Annotated in this window: 14 protein-coding genes and 3 tRNA genes; 4 read left to right on the top strand and 13 right to left on the bottom strand. The window is 42.7% G+C overall.

What is annotated here, in order from left to right; translation table 11 throughout:
• Positions 1-17: 17 nt before the first annotated feature.
• Positions 18-443, bottom strand: a complete 426-nt coding sequence (locus tag F1644_RS10325) for a hypothetical protein (protein ID WP_087421415.1) — start codon at positions 441-443, stop codon at positions 18-20.
• A 175-nt stretch (positions 444-618) separates the two neighbouring features.
• Here F1644_RS10325 and F1644_RS10330 point away from each other — a divergent pair, with 175 nt between their 5' ends.
• The 3 genes from F1644_RS10330 (at position 619) to F1644_RS10340 (ending at position 4,173) form a co-directional block, all read left to right on the top strand.
• Positions 619-1,779, top strand: a complete 1,161-nt coding sequence (locus F1644_RS10330; RefSeq protein ID WP_118303792.1) for a DUF4369 domain-containing protein — start codon at positions 619-621, stop codon at positions 1,777-1,779.
• Between the two features lie 23 nt (positions 1,780-1,802).
• Positions 1,803-2,564: a UDP-2,3-diacylglucosamine diphosphatase gene (locus F1644_RS10335; RefSeq protein ID WP_118303790.1), complete on the top strand. Its 762-nt coding sequence runs from the start codon at positions 1,803-1,805 to the stop codon at positions 2,562-2,564.
• Positions 2,565-2,637: 73 nt separating this feature from the next.
• On the top strand, positions 2,638-4,173 hold the full coding sequence (locus tag F1644_RS10340) for a YifB family Mg chelatase-like AAA ATPase (protein WP_118303788.1): 1,536 nt from the start codon (positions 2,638-2,640) through the stop codon (positions 4,171-4,173).
• A gap of 84 nt (positions 4,174-4,257) precedes the next feature.
• Here F1644_RS10340 and F1644_RS10345 read toward each other — a convergent pair whose 3' ends face one another.
• The 10 genes from F1644_RS10345 to F1644_RS10390 form a co-directional block, all read right to left on the bottom strand.
• On the bottom strand, positions 4,258-4,929 hold the full coding sequence (locus F1644_RS10345; RefSeq protein WP_087421411.1) for an inorganic pyrophosphatase: 672 nt from the start codon (positions 4,927-4,929) through the stop codon (positions 4,258-4,260).
• 31 nt (positions 4,930-4,960) lie between these two features.
• Positions 4,961-5,539 (bottom strand): D-sedoheptulose 7-phosphate isomerase, encoded by a 579-nt coding sequence (gene lpcA, locus F1644_RS10350; RefSeq protein WP_087421870.1) that lies wholly within the window; start codon positions 5,537-5,539, stop codon positions 4,961-4,963.
• Positions 5,540-5,556: 17 nt separating this feature from the next.
• On the bottom strand, positions 5,557-6,507 hold the full coding sequence (locus tag F1644_RS10355) for a hydrogen peroxide-inducible genes activator (RefSeq protein WP_087421410.1): 951 nt from the start codon (positions 6,505-6,507) through the stop codon (positions 5,557-5,559).
• Between the two features lie 12 nt (positions 6,508-6,519).
• Positions 6,520-7,668 carry a molecular chaperone DnaJ gene (dnaJ, locus tag F1644_RS10360; RefSeq protein ID WP_118449896.1) on the bottom strand — a complete coding sequence of 383 codons (1,149 nt, stop codon included), beginning with the start codon at positions 7,666-7,668 and terminating at the stop codon, positions 6,520-6,522.
• Positions 7,669-7,685: 17 nt separating this feature from the next.
• A complete protein-coding gene (locus tag F1644_RS10365) occupies positions 7,686-8,279 on the bottom strand; it encodes a nucleotide exchange factor GrpE (RefSeq protein ID WP_118594264.1) in 594 nt (197 codons plus the stop codon).
• Between the two features lie 177 nt (positions 8,280-8,456).
• Positions 8,457-9,152, bottom strand: coding sequence for a RadC family protein (radC, locus tag F1644_RS10370; protein ID WP_087421869.1), 696 nt, complete (start codon positions 9,150-9,152; stop codon positions 8,457-8,459).
• A 142-nt stretch (positions 9,153-9,294) separates the two neighbouring features.
• Positions 9,295-9,546 (bottom strand): 30S ribosomal protein S20, encoded by a 252-nt coding sequence (gene rpsT / locus F1644_RS10375; RefSeq protein WP_027201645.1) that lies wholly within the window; start codon positions 9,544-9,546, stop codon positions 9,295-9,297.
• A 28-nt stretch (positions 9,547-9,574) separates the two neighbouring features.
• Positions 9,575-9,646, bottom strand: a tRNA-Glu gene (locus tag F1644_RS10380).
• 22 nt (positions 9,647-9,668) lie between these two features.
• Positions 9,669-9,740, bottom strand: a tRNA-Glu gene (locus F1644_RS10385).
• Positions 9,741-9,769: 29 nt separating this feature from the next.
• A tRNA-Glu gene (locus F1644_RS10390) sits at positions 9,770-9,841 on the bottom strand.
• Positions 9,842-10,153: 312 nt separating this feature from the next.
• On the opposite strand from F1644_RS10390, the gene rsmI reads away from it, so the two are divergent.
• Entirely contained in the window at positions 10,154-10,849 is a 696-nt protein-coding gene (rsmI, locus tag F1644_RS10395; RefSeq protein ID WP_118594269.1) for a 16S rRNA (cytidine(1402)-2'-O)-methyltransferase, read from the top strand.
• Between the two features lie 34 nt (positions 10,850-10,883).
• On the opposite strand, the gene F1644_RS10400 is transcribed toward rsmI, so the two are convergent.
• Together F1644_RS10400 and eno are read right to left on the bottom strand one after the other, a co-directional pair.
• Positions 10,884-11,537, bottom strand: coding sequence for an MIP family channel protein (locus tag F1644_RS10400; protein WP_027201647.1), 654 nt, complete (start codon positions 11,535-11,537; stop codon positions 10,884-10,886).
• Between the two features lie 129 nt (positions 11,538-11,666).
• Complete coding sequence (gene eno / locus F1644_RS10405) at positions 11,667-12,950, bottom strand: phosphopyruvate hydratase (RefSeq protein WP_118594263.1); 1,284 nt, start codon at positions 12,948-12,950, stop codon at positions 11,667-11,669.
• Positions 12,951-13,143 lie beyond the last annotated feature (193 nt).

A 13,143-nucleotide genomic window follows, 5' to 3' on the forward strand; every position in this document is an offset into this window, starting at 1 on the left:
CACGGATCAAAATTTAATCAACAACGGAAAATACATAGCAGCTCCAAGGGCGGAGACGTGTCTATGTATGCAACAGGAGAATTAAAAGGTTGTACATTAGAAATAACCGCATCCGGTAAAGACATCATAAAATTACATTCCTGCACCATATCGCAGAATTGTATTTCGAAATGGGACATTGCCCAATCACCGGAAACTTTATAATAAGTATGTTCTTGTTTCGCGTTATCGCAATTCTTTTTGTGCGCATTGTGGCACATACGATGACAGCAGTGACAACCATGCGTACACGGACACGGGATGTCCTGGGGAATAACCATCACGTGCAAGTAAGTTTCCTGGCAACGCTGACAGTACACTTTACTTACATTCACACCTATCGTACCTAACAAAAAGGTAAACAATAGCAAAAGTGCTGGTATATTCAATTTTTTCTGTTTCATCGTTTGCAAAAATAAAACAATTTTCAAATTTCAATCTCCCAAAATACACCATTAACAATTAATTAACGGTTTTTTCATTCAAAATCTGATCCGACGATGTGAAAAATAGAAAAAAAGTATTACTTTCGAACTTCATAAATCAAGATGTAGATTATTTATATCATTCCAACAAATTATGAGAAAAATACTATTACTTGGACTACTTGTAGTTCTTATCGCATCCTGTACTGAAAAGACGAATGTCGAAATTACAGGGGCCATCAAAGATGCAGCCAACACGAAAGTATATCTGGAACAAATAGATGTAAGTTCAAGAAAAACAATCGACTCAACAAAAATTAACAAGAACGGGGAGTTCAAATTTAAACTCAACATCGAACTCCCGACATTCTATTCTTTAAGATTTTCTAACAATGAGCAAGTGACCTTGATCGCCAGTCCGGACGAGGTACTTGAAATTAGCGGTACGTTGAATGACATTAAAAATAATTACTGGGTGGATGGTTCTGAAAACTCGTTATGGATTAAACTCCTGAATTTCCAGATCACCCGTACAATCACGCTAACGGATTCTTTGAAGAGATCCTATCAGGCTCTCCCACAAGGAACCGAGTACGACGCTCAACGTCAGGAATACGCCAAGGCATGGGAAGAGGCAATAAACAAACAGATCAGTTTCACCCGTGACTTCATTATCAAACACGCCACCTCTCCGGCATCTTATTATGCCCTTTATCAAAAAATTGATGATAATATCGGAGTGATGGACGAGTTCGAGGACCTTCACTATTTTAAAGTGGTGGCATCATCCTTGACCGCCCTTTATCCCGAATCTCAATACACGAAGGCAATCATGAATCACTTGAAACAAATATCCCAAGCAATCCGTAATCAACAACTTGCTGCCGTGATTAACAACACGGAAGGATCTCTACCGGATATTAACCTGCCGGATGTGAATGGCAAGGATATTTCACTGAACTCCCTCAAATCGAAACTCATCGTACTTGACTTCGGGCTGATCACGGCCAAAGAGAGCCAAGAGTACATTGACCAGATGAAAAGCGTATACAACAAGTTCAAAAACCGGGGAGTGGAAATCTACATGGTTTGTCTGGATAAAAACAAATTTCTTTGGGAAGACGTGATAAAAACGAACAAGATCAACTGGATTTGCGTATGGGATCAAGGAGCGTTACAAAGTCGGGCAGCCTCGACTTGGAACGTAAAGAGTGTTCCGGCAAACTACATCATTAACCAAAAGAAAGAAATTGTCGGTAAAAACTTGTACGGCAGCCGTTTGGAAGACCGTTTGAACGACTTGTTGAAAAAATAATTATATTGGACGAACATATCATCATGCAGGGCAAGAAGGTTTATTTTCTTTCAGACGCACACTTGGGTGCCAAACTATTGAAAGATAATCGGGAGAGAGAAATTATGCTCGTGGAGTTTTTGCAAAGCATCAAACCTGATTGCTTGGAACTTTACCTGCTTGGTGATATGTTTGATTTTTGGTTCGAATACAAACACGTTGTACCCAAAGGCCACGTACGCTTTCTTGCCGAACTGGCCAATTTCACGGATCAGGGAATTAAGGTACATTTCTTCACGGGTAACCACGACATCTGGGCTTTCGACTACTTGGCAAAAGAATGTGGTGTTATCCTGCATACTTCCATGATGGAAACCACGATAAACGGAAAATCTTTCCTTATCGGACATGGTGACGGTCTGAATCCAAACGACAAAGGGTATCTTTTCCTGCGTAACGCTTTCCATAATCGCTTCCTACAAAGATGTTTCCGGTTTATCCATCCCGACTGGGGGATCGCTTTGGCCAATAAATGGTCATCCCATTCCCGACTGAAAGGAAACGGACAGATCGAGGCGAGGGGCTATCTGGGAGACGACAAAGAAGAAATCGTTATTTATTGCCAGAATATCTTGAAAGAACACCACGTGGATTATTTCATTTTCGGCCATCGCCATTTGCCTCTCAATCTTGAACTTGAATCCAACAGTCACTATATCAACACGGGAGACTGGATCACGCATTTCAGTTATGCCGTATTCGACGGAGAGAAGGTTTCTCTTGAAAAACTCGATCGCAAAAAATAACCTATTTTGCATTGTTTTTCTGTGAAATAATCTTAACTTACATGCCTGTATGTGAAACATAAGATCAGACGGTATGTTAGTTAAAATTTTCGGGGGTGCAGTGTACGGAATCAATGCTTTGACCATCACAATCGAGGTCAATATTCTTTGGGGAGCGAAATTTATTATTGTCGGTTTACCCGATAATGCGGTAAAAGAAAGCCAGCAACGAATTGATTCCGCTCTCCGGGAAATCGGGTTAAAAATTCCGGGTAAACGAGTAATCATCAACATGGCTCCCGCCGACGTGAAGAAAGAAGGATCGTCTTTCGACTTACCGCTAGCCATTGGAATCCTTGCGGCTAATGACCAGTTACCTAATGCACAACTGGATAAATACCTGATCATGGGCGAGCTGTCATTAGATGGCAGCCTACAAGCGGTCAAAGGGGTACTTCCCATCGCCATACACGCCAAAAAGGAAGGTTTTAAAGGTATTCTTCTGCCCTATCAGAATGCTAACGAGGCTGCAGTGGTTCAAGGCTTTGAAGTTTACGGTTTCCACCATCTGAGTGAAGTGATCGCTTTTCTGAAACAGGAAAAAGACTTCTCTCCCATTTCCTTCGACCAGCAAGTCATGACAGCATTTCCCGATGATGACTTGCTTGATTTCAAAGACGTGAAGGGACAAGAAAACGTGAAACGTGCGATGGAAGTTGCCGCCGCAGGCGGGCATAACATGATCATGATCGGCTCCCCCGGTTCGGGGAAAACCATGCTAGCCCGAAGATTACCGACCATTCTCCCTCCCATGACCATCGAAGAGGCTCTGGAAACAACGAAAATCCACTCCGTCGCAGGGAAGATTCAAAATAATCATTCCTTAATTACTTCACGTCCATTTCGTTCGCCGCATCATACCATATCTGATGTTGCACTTGTTGGCGGAGGATCTTGGCCTCAACCGGGGGAAATATCACTTGCTCACCATGGTATTTTATTTCTAGATGAACTCCCAGAGTTCCGCCGTGCAGTACTGGAAGTATTGAGACAACCACTTGAAGATCGGAAGATTACCATCAGTCGTTCCAAGTTCAGCGTGGAATATCCGGCTAACATCATGCTGATTGCATCTATGAATCCTTGCCCGTGTGGGTACTATAATCATCCCACGAAGGAATGTAATTGTCCGCCCGGAGCCGTTCAAAAGTATTTATCGAAAATATCCGGTCCTTTACTCGACCGGATTGACATACATATTGAAGTGATTCCCGTAGAGCTTGACAAGATCACAAATTCCTCGGACAGTGAACCAAGCTCTGTTGTTCGGGCTAGGGTGATCGCCGCCCGGGCTATCCAGACCCAACGTTTTCAATCTTACCCGGGGATTTATTGTAATGCCCAGATGACCTCACCGCTACTAAAAAAGTATTGTCCGCTGGACGATAAATGTGTTGCACTACTAAAGATTGCCATGCAACGTTTCGGACTTTCCGCCCGAGCTTATGACCGGATCATCAAATTGTCCCGAACGATTGCCGACCTAGACCATAACGAGAAAATAACCCCGCAATATATCGCCGAAGCCATACAATACCGAAGTCTCGACAAGGACGGATGGGGTGGATGAGAGAACTAAAAAATAAAAACTAAAAGATAAAAGTTAAGTGAGAATTCAACTTTTATCTTTTAGTTTTTATCTTTTACCTTACCGTTATACCCGGCTTAGTATATCTTCAAGTCCTTGGAAGTGATTTTTATAATCTTCGGCACTCCGGCGAATCACCTCGAAAGCCTCTTCCTTATTATAGACATGAGTGATTTCCGTGCGTCGTTCCTCACCGGGAAGATCCTTGTAGGTTAAAAAATAATGCCGTAACCTGTCAATCACCACGTGTGGTAATTCGGAAATGTCATTATAAATATTATACGTGGCATCATGTTTCAACACGGCAATAATCTTATCGTCCGCCTCGTTCTTATCCAACATCCGGAATCCCCCGATAGGACGAACTTCTGCGATAATATCCCCGTGAGAGATCGTTTTCTCGGTCAGGACACAAATATCAAGCGGGTCTCCGTCCCCGTGAATATCCGTTCTCTCGGTCTGCGACATACAATACTCGGCAACTAAATCTCCGCAATAAGTCTGCGGTAAAAAACCATATAAAGCGGGAACCACGTTCGAATACTTCTGCGGACGATCTATTTTTATATACCCACTCACTTTATCCAACTCGTACTTCACCGTGTCCGTCGGTACCATCTCTATGAATGCGGTAACCACGTTCGGCGCATCCGTCCCAATATCCAAACCATGCCACGGATGTGACTTGTACCTAAGTCCCATCAAACGGACAATAGGATCATTAATTTTATTTCCCATAACTTATATTATTAAAAACATATACACCTCTTTATTGTTCCGAGAACAGATGTGCCTCGATTTGCTCAATCAGGATATGAATCACCTTGATGTGAATCTCCTGAATCCGATCGGAATACCCGTTCCAAGGAACACAAATATTCACGTCACACATATTCTTCATTTTACCGCCATCCTTACCGGTTAACCCGATCACCAACATACCCTTGCGGTGAGCCGCATCAACGGCTCTCACAATGTTCTCTGAATTACCGGAAGTACTGATTGCCAATAACACATCACCAGCTTTCCCGTGTGCCTCCACGTAACGGGAGAACACGTACTCAAATCCGAAATCATTGGCCACGCAGGTCAAGTGAGTCGGATCGGAAATTGCCATTGCAGGTAGTGCGGGACGGTCTCCCCTGAAACGTCCGGTAAGTTCCTCGGCGAAATGCATGGCGTCACTCATGGAACCACCATTTCCACAACTTATGACCTTACCCCCGTTTTTCAATACCCGGGATAATATCTCTGCCGCCAATCCGACTTGTTTCAACTTCTCCTCGTCCTCCACGAAATCAGCTAACACCTGTTGCGCCTCCAAAAAACTTTTCTTGATATTATCCATATATTCGGGTATTACATTTATCTTATCTTTTTCCATTCAACGATTTTTCCCCTCTCTTTTTTCAACATTCCCGGGGGAACCACTTGTCGTATATCTTCACAAAGCAAATCAATCAACTTTTGTTTCGTGAAATGACGGGAATATATCACACTGACCTCCCGCAAAGGTTTGGACACCGTGAATGAACGAACTTGCTTTTTCTTTTCCTCCGTCATGTACAACGTGGCTAACTCAGGAATCAAGGTAAATCCCCCTTCCCGATCCACGATCTTCATCAAGGTCTCTAAAGAATTACTCTCAAAATCAAAAGGCAAATTCTTATGTTGCGTTCCTCGCATCTCACATAAATTCACTACTTGATCCCGGAAACAATGCCCGTCTCCCAACATCCATAACTCAGGAGTTGCAATATCTTGTGTTTCTACGTCTTTCTTTTTCAAAAGTTCATGATCAGGGTGAGCGTAAATCATCATCTCCTCGTAAAACACGGGCTGTTCTACAATCTTATCGTCATGATAAGGTGTCACGAACACCCCCACGTCCAACGTGTCATGTTTCAATCGTCGGATAATCTCTTCCGAAATTAATTCTTCCACTTCCACCTGTACCCCGGGATAACGACGAATATAATCCCCGATAAATATCGGTAATAAATAAGGAGCCAGCGTGGGAATAATACCTATTTTCAGGGATCCCGCTACCTCCTGTTTCTCTTCATTAATAATCTCTTTTATTCTTTGAGTCGAGGCCAGCACTGTTCTTGCCTGCTCGATCAACTTGTAACCGATGTCGGTAGGAACAACCGGTTGCCGACTCCGATCGAAAATGATTACACCTAGATCATCTTCCAGCTTTTTAATTTGCATACTCAGTGTCGGCTGTGTCACGAAACACTTGTCGGCGGCTGTTGCAAAATGCCGGAATTCATCGACCGCAACAACATATTCTAATTGTGTCAGTGTAATCATATATTATTATTTCTAATCAAAAAAATCTTTCATCTTGGAAAAGATACTTTTCTTGTCACCACTTCCCGGCTTAAAGCCTTCTGCCTCTTTCATCTTTTCCACGAGTTTTTTCTCGTCCTTCGACAAGTTCTTAGGAATCCACACGTTCACCTTTGCCAACAAATCCCCTTTACCGTAACCGTTCACATCAGGCAATCCTTTTCCTCGCAAACGCAATATTTTACCCGGCTGGGTACCTGCCTCAATCTTCACTTTCACTTTCCCTTCGATGGTCGGAATCTCAACCGTTTCCCCTAACACGGCTTCCGGATACCCGATAAACACGTTGTATAATAAATCATTCCCATCTCTTACCAACTCCGGATGCTCTTCTTCTTCTATCAACACGATCAAGTCACCGTTCACGCCACCACGACGAGCTGCGTTTCCTTTACCACTCAAAGACAATTGCATCCCTTCACCCACTCCTGCCGGAATATTGATAGAAATCACCTCTTCCGACATCAACACGCCCTCTCCATTACAGAAAGTACATTTTTCATTGATAATCTTTCCTTCGCCCTCGCAAGTCGGACACGTGGAAGTGGTTTGCATCGCTCCCAATATCGTATTTTGTACCCGGGTCACTTGTCCCGATCCTTTACAGGTCGAACAAGTGGAATAGGATTTTCCATCCTTTGCTCCCGTTCCATTACAATGCTGACAAGCCACGTATTTCTTTACCTTGATTTTCTTCTCAATTCCGGTAGCAATTTCCTGAAGGTTCATTTTCACCTTCACTCTCAAGTTCGTTCCCCGGTTTACCCGGCGGGCACTACGGCCACCACCAAAACCTCCGAAACCACTAAAGCCACCGAAACTTCCGAAAATATCCCCGAATTGAGAGAAAATATCATCCATACTCATGCCGCCACCAAAACCTCCTTGTCCGGCTCCACCTACTCCGGCGTGACCGAACTGATCATAACGACGTCTCTTTTCTTCGTTACTCAGCACATCGTATGCTTCGGCGGCTTCTTTAAATTTCTCCTCGGCCTCCTTGTCCCCCGGGTTCTTATCCGGGTGATACTTTAAAGCCAGTTTTCGATATGCTTTCTTGATCTCAGTGGCATCAGCACTTTTAGATACCCCCAACACCTCATAATAATCTCTCTTTTCCATTACCACGCAACTATATTTTATTCACCAACAACCACTTTCGCAAAACGCATCACCTTGTCATTCAAGTAATATCCCTTCTCGATACAATCCAACACTTTACCCTTTAACTCCGGAGTCGGAGCCGGAATTGTCGTTACCGCCTCGTGAATATCCGTGTTAAAATCAGCATTTTCAGTCTCGATTTCTTTCACGCCATTCTGTGTCAGAAAAGACTTAAAATTAGCATAGATCAAATCCACTCCTTCTTTTAGAGCTGCCACATCCTTCGCCGTACTCATACTCTTCAAGGCTCGTTCGAAGTTATCCACCACGGGTAAAATATTACTTAACAATTGTTCCCCGGCACTCTTGGTTAACTCCATTTTTTCCTTCAAGGTACGTTTCCGGTAATTATCGAACTCCGCGGACAAACGTAAGTATTTATCATTCATCTCGATCAGTTTCTGTCCCAACTCTTCCAATTGCTTATCCTCTTTTCGGCAAGACTTGTCTTCTTTCTTTTTGTGAACTTCTCCCTGATGTTTTTCTGAATTCACTTCTTCCTTTTCCGTATCGTTCGTCTGTGACTCTTCAAACTCGTTCTCCTGAGTCGATCTCTTCTCTTCTGCCATATCGTATATAATTTTTTTTATGAATAAACATTTTAAGCTACTCTTTCTAAGCAAAATCCCTGCCAACCGTCAATATGCCACATTGACAAGCATTACAAGTGCCAATGTGACACAAATAGCTGCCACAAAGATAGTAAAAGATATTCTTCCGATTCAACTTTTCAGTACTTAATGGGATTAAAGCATCCCATTATCCGCAAAACTATAATACCGATTAGGGCAAACGACAATGTGATCCAGCAACGTGATGTCTAATACACGCCCAGCCTCCTGTACTTTCTTTGTCAAAGTAATATCATGGGAACTCGGACGATCATTACCGCTAGGATGATTATGAGCTATCACGATGGAACAAGCTTTTGATTCCAGCACCTTCCGGAATATCATACGAATATCAATGATCGTACTCTCTATGCCTCCTGAAAACAAACGATCGCATGACTTAATTCGGCAAGCGCTTGATAAGGTTACGACCCAAAATTCTTCATGATCCAGATCACCGATTAACGGCTGAAGATAATCGTACAAATCCCTGCTGGTTGTCAACGCCGGTTCCTCCCTTGCCGTCGACAATGCCCGGCGGCGCCCCAATTCCATGGCAGCAATAATCGAGGCTGCTTTCGCCATCCCAACTCCTTTATAGCGATTCATAAAATCCGATACAGAAAGACGAGCCAGCGTATTCAAATCATTACTGGCATCCGTCAAAATCCGACGAGACAAATCCAAGGCTGATTCCCCTCCACTCCCCGAACGGATTAAGATTGCGAGCAACTCGTTTGTCGAAAGCGCAGTAACACCTTTCAACAACATCTTTTCCCGGGGCTTATCGTCTTCCGCCCACGAGGAAATCGGGATATAATTTCCAGTCATAACTTTTTCTTTATAACTGGCAATGTAGCTATTTTTTTGCAATAAAAAAATCTCGAGAAGTAATTTCTCAAGATCAACCGACACATAGAAATAAAGGTAACAAACAAACTGTTTGTTACCTCAATATCTTAAGATAGTAAAATTACAGTTTATTCACATGTAAAGCCAAGCTAGACTTCAAGTTAGCTGCTTTGTTCTTGTGGATAATATGTTTTTTTGCTAATTTATCCAACATAGCCGACACTTTCGGCAACAAGTCTGCTGCAGTCTCCTTTTCGGTCATTGCACGTAGCTTTCTAACGGCATTTCTAGCAGTCTTTGCGTAATAACGATTGTGTAATCTTCTTTTTTCAGTCTGCCTTATTCTTTTTTCTGATGATTGATGATTTGCCATCTCTACAAATTAATTTAATTCAACTTTGTAGTCCGTACGAGAATCGAACTCGTGTTACAAGAATGAAAATCTTGCGTCCTAACCCCTAGACGAACGGACCATAAAACCCACTAAAATCTCGGTAGTCCGTACGAGAATCGAACTCGTGTTACAAGAATGAAAATCTTGCGTCCTAACCCCTAGACGAACGGACCATCGTTAAATATTTTGCTTTTTGCCCTAGTAGTCCGTACGGGAATCGAACCCGTGTTACAAGAATGAGAATCTTGCGTCCTAGCCCCTAGACGAACGGACCATCTTTTGCTTTAGCGGTTGCAAATATACGGCAAATTTCATTCCTACCAAAGAAAACGTGTGTTTTTTTTCACATTACTGATTATTTAACTACAAATACGTCTTCAAAGCATTGAAAATTAACAACATGAAAAAACGATACTATATTAACAAAATAACCACCCATTCCCCCATACAGGCAAACACACGTAGCATAAAACCCCAAAAAACATACATTACAATGAAATTAATTCCCTACCTTTGCCTGCATAAACCGTTGAAAATAGAAATTCATTTTCAATTTTCAATTTTCAATTTTCAATTTTCAATCATTATGGCTAAATTATATCTGATCCCAACTCCTGTTGGCAATCTTGAAGACATCACGCTGAGAGCGCTTCGTATACTAAAAGAAGTACCTCTTGTACTTGCCGAAGACACCCGTACCTCTGCGAAACTATTAAAACATTACGAGATCAACACCCCCCTGCTCTCACATCATAAATTCAACGAACACCAGCAAGTGAGTCGTATTGCCGAGCGTATTGCACGAGGCGAAGACATAGCCTTAATCAGTGATGCCGGGACACCAGGAATCTCCGACCCGGGATTTCTACTTGTACGTACTTGTATCGAACAAGGAATAGAAACTGAATGTCTGCCTGGAGCCACGGCATTTGTTCCCGCTCTCGTCAATTCCGGTCTACCCTGCGACCGTTTTTGTTTTGAAGGATTCCTGCCACAAAAGAAAGGTCGTCAAAAAAAACTTATAACTCTTGCTGAAGAGGAACGTACAATGATATTCTACGAATCACCATTCCGTCTGGTAAAGGCCCTCGAACAGATGGCTGAATTCTTCGGCGAAAACCGACATGCTTGTGTAGCTCGCGAGATCAGTAAACTTTTCGAAGATTTCCAGCGAGGTACGTTGAAAGAACTAATTGATCATTTTACCGAAAACGGGGTAAAAGGAGAAATCGTCATGATCGTGGAAGGTAAACCCAAAAAAGAAGAGGAAGAATCAGAATAAAAATGGGGACTCCACCAAGTCCCCATCTTCATATTTATTTACATTTCTGACATTCGAAATATTTCCAGACTCCGGCAGCAAGGATAGCACCTAAAAATGGAGCGATAATGAACAACCATAACTGACTTAAAGCATTACCACCTTCAAAAATAGCAGGAGCAATACTTCGAGCCGGATTAACAGAAGTTCCTGTCACAGGGATACATACAATATGGATCAAAACCAAAGATAGACCAATTGCTAATCCCGCAAATCCGGCAGGAGCGTTAGCACTCGTGGACCCCAGAACAACAAGGATAAAGATAAAGGTAAACACCAACTCCGCCACAAAAGCCGGAACCATATTTCCTTCCCCGTACATATTTGCACCCGTTCCTTCCAACCCCATCCCGGAAGAAATCACGTAAAGAATCGCCGAACCGATAAAAGCACCGATGACCTGAAATAACATATACATCCCAGCATCCTTTCCGCTCATTCGCCCCGTCAAGAAAACACCTAATGTAATAGCCGGATTAATATGACATCCGGAAATACCACCAATAGCATATGCCATTGCTACCACAGACAAACCAAAAGCGAAAGCAATCCCCAAAAAACCGATTTCTGCTCCGGCAATAACAGCACTACCGCATCCCATAAGCACGAGTACCATAGTACCAATCATTTCAGCTACATACTTTTTCATAAATTTGTTTTTAAGATTTTAGGATTACAAATATACTATAAAATTAGGATATGTTATCCTGCTCAAAAAAAGAAAAGACTCCTATAACAATTGTCATAAGAGTCTTTTTTCCTATAAAATAAATTTCAATTACTTGCTGAATTTCCGTCCGTAGAACTGAGCACTATCACCTAATTCTTCCTCGATCCGAAGTAATTGATTGTATTTTGCCATACGATCAGAACGACTTAATGATCCCGTCTTAATTTGTCCGGAATTGGTTGCCACCGCAATATCCGCAATAGTCGCGTCCTCCGTCTCCCCGGAACGATGAGAAGTGACCGACGTGTAGCCGGCACGGTGAGCCATATCAATCGCATCCAATGTTTCGGTTAATGTACCAATCTGGTTTACCTTGATCAAAATGGAATTAGCACATCCCATTTCAATGCCTTTCTTCAAATATTGCACGTTTGTCACGAACAAATCATCCCCCACTAACTGGCAACGGTCCCCGATACGCTCTGTCAGTAATTTCCAGCCTTCCCAATCGTTCTCACTCATACCATCCTCGATAGAATCGATCGGGTAACGGGATATTAATTCCTCCAGATAAGCTACCTGCTCGACTGAAGAACGCTTTGCGCCCGTTGCTCCTTCAAATTTAGAATAATCGTAAACTCCATCCTTATAGAATTCAGAAGAGGCACAATCCAACCCGATCATCACATCCTCACCCGCCTTATACCCGGCAGCCTCAATAGCTTTAATAATAGATTCCAAGGCATCTTCCGTTCCTTTCAATGCGGGAGCAAAACCACCCTCGTCACCCACGGCCGTACTCAACCCGCGATCGTGAAGAACTTTCTTCAAACTATGGAAAACCTCCGCACCCATGCGCAAAGCCTCACGGAAAGATTCAGCCCCAACCGGACGAATCATAAACTCCTGGAACGCAATAGGGGCATCAGAATGAGATCCTCCGTTAATAATATTCATCATCGGCACCGGTAACACTTTTGCGTTTACACCACCGATATAACGATATAACGGCATTTCCAATGCGTTAGCAGCAGCTTTCGCACAAGCCAAAGACACTCCTAATAATGCATTGGCACCTAAATTACTTTTGGTCGGCGTACCGTCCAATTCCAATAAAACACGGTCAATCCCTACCTGATCGGTCACATTCATTCCCAATAAGGCATCAGCAATCACCGTATTTACATTATTCACGGCTTTGGTTACCCCTTTACCGCCATATCTTTTCTTGTCTCCATCACGCAATTCCAATGCTTCATGTTCTCCCGTGGACGCTCCGGACGGAACCGCAGCACGGCCCATCGCCCCACATTCCAGAATAACATCTACTTCTACGGTCGGATTTCCTCTTGAATCCAACACTTCTCTTCCAATAACTTCTGTAATATACATTCCTCTTAACTTTAAAAGTTCGTAAATAAATTGTTGTGACTAAGATACGTAAAACAATTGAAAAAGTCACATGATTTGGTTTATAAAGTTTATAAAGTTCCTTGTCATAAACTTTGGCCCCGCAATAAACTTTCCTCGGAAAGATTTGTCTTAATAGTGCGAAGATTTGGTTTGTAATTAAAAACACTCCATT

This window comes from Butyricimonas paravirosa, from assembly GCF_032878955.1.
GTDB classification, from domain to species: domain Bacteria; phylum Bacteroidota; class Bacteroidia; order Bacteroidales; family Marinifilaceae; genus Butyricimonas; species Butyricimonas paravirosa.

Coding starts and splice junctions, on each gene's coding strand:
- F1644_RS10325 (WP_087421415.1), bottom strand. CDS start 443: ATGAAACAGAAAAAATTGAATATACCAGCACTTTTGCTATTGTTTACC.
- F1644_RS10330 (WP_118303792.1), top strand. CDS start 619: ATGAGAAAAATACTATTACTTGGACTACTTGTAGTTCTTATCGCATCC.
- F1644_RS10335 (WP_118303790.1), top strand. CDS start 1,803: ATGCAGGGCAAGAAGGTTTATTTTCTTTCAGACGCACACTTGGGTGCC.
- F1644_RS10340 (WP_118303788.1), top strand. CDS start 2,638: ATGTTAGTTAAAATTTTCGGGGGTGCAGTGTACGGAATCAATGCTTTG.
- F1644_RS10345 (WP_087421411.1), bottom strand. CDS start 4,929: ATGGGAAATAAAATTAATGATCCTATTGTCCGTTTGATGGGACTTAGG.
- lpcA (WP_087421870.1), bottom strand. CDS start 5,539: ATGGATAATATCAAGAAAAGTTTTTTGGAGGCGCAACAGGTGTTAGCT.
- F1644_RS10355 (WP_087421410.1), bottom strand. CDS start 6,507: ATGATTACACTGACACAATTAGAATATGTTGTTGCGGTCGATGAATTC.
- dnaJ (WP_118449896.1), bottom strand. CDS start 7,668: ATGGAAAAGAGAGATTATTATGAGGTGTTGGGGGTATCTAAAAGTGCT.
- F1644_RS10365 (WP_118594264.1), bottom strand. CDS start 8,279: ATGGCAGAAGAGAAGAGATCGACTCAGGAGAACGAGTTTGAAGAGTCA.
- radC (WP_087421869.1), bottom strand. CDS start 9,152: ATGACTGGAAATTATATCCCGATTTCCTCGTGGGCGGAAGACGATAAG.
- rpsT (WP_027201645.1), bottom strand. CDS start 9,546: ATGGCAAATCATCAATCATCAGAAAAAAGAATAAGGCAGACTGAAAAA.
- rsmI (WP_118594269.1), top strand. CDS start 10,154: ATGGCTAAATTATATCTGATCCCAACTCCTGTTGGCAATCTTGAAGAC.
- F1644_RS10400 (WP_027201647.1), bottom strand. CDS start 11,537: ATGAAAAAGTATGTAGCTGAAATGATTGGTACTATGGTACTCGTGCTT.
- eno (WP_118594263.1), bottom strand. CDS start 12,950: ATGTATATTACAGAAGTTATTGGAAGAGAAGTGTTGGATTCAAGAGGA.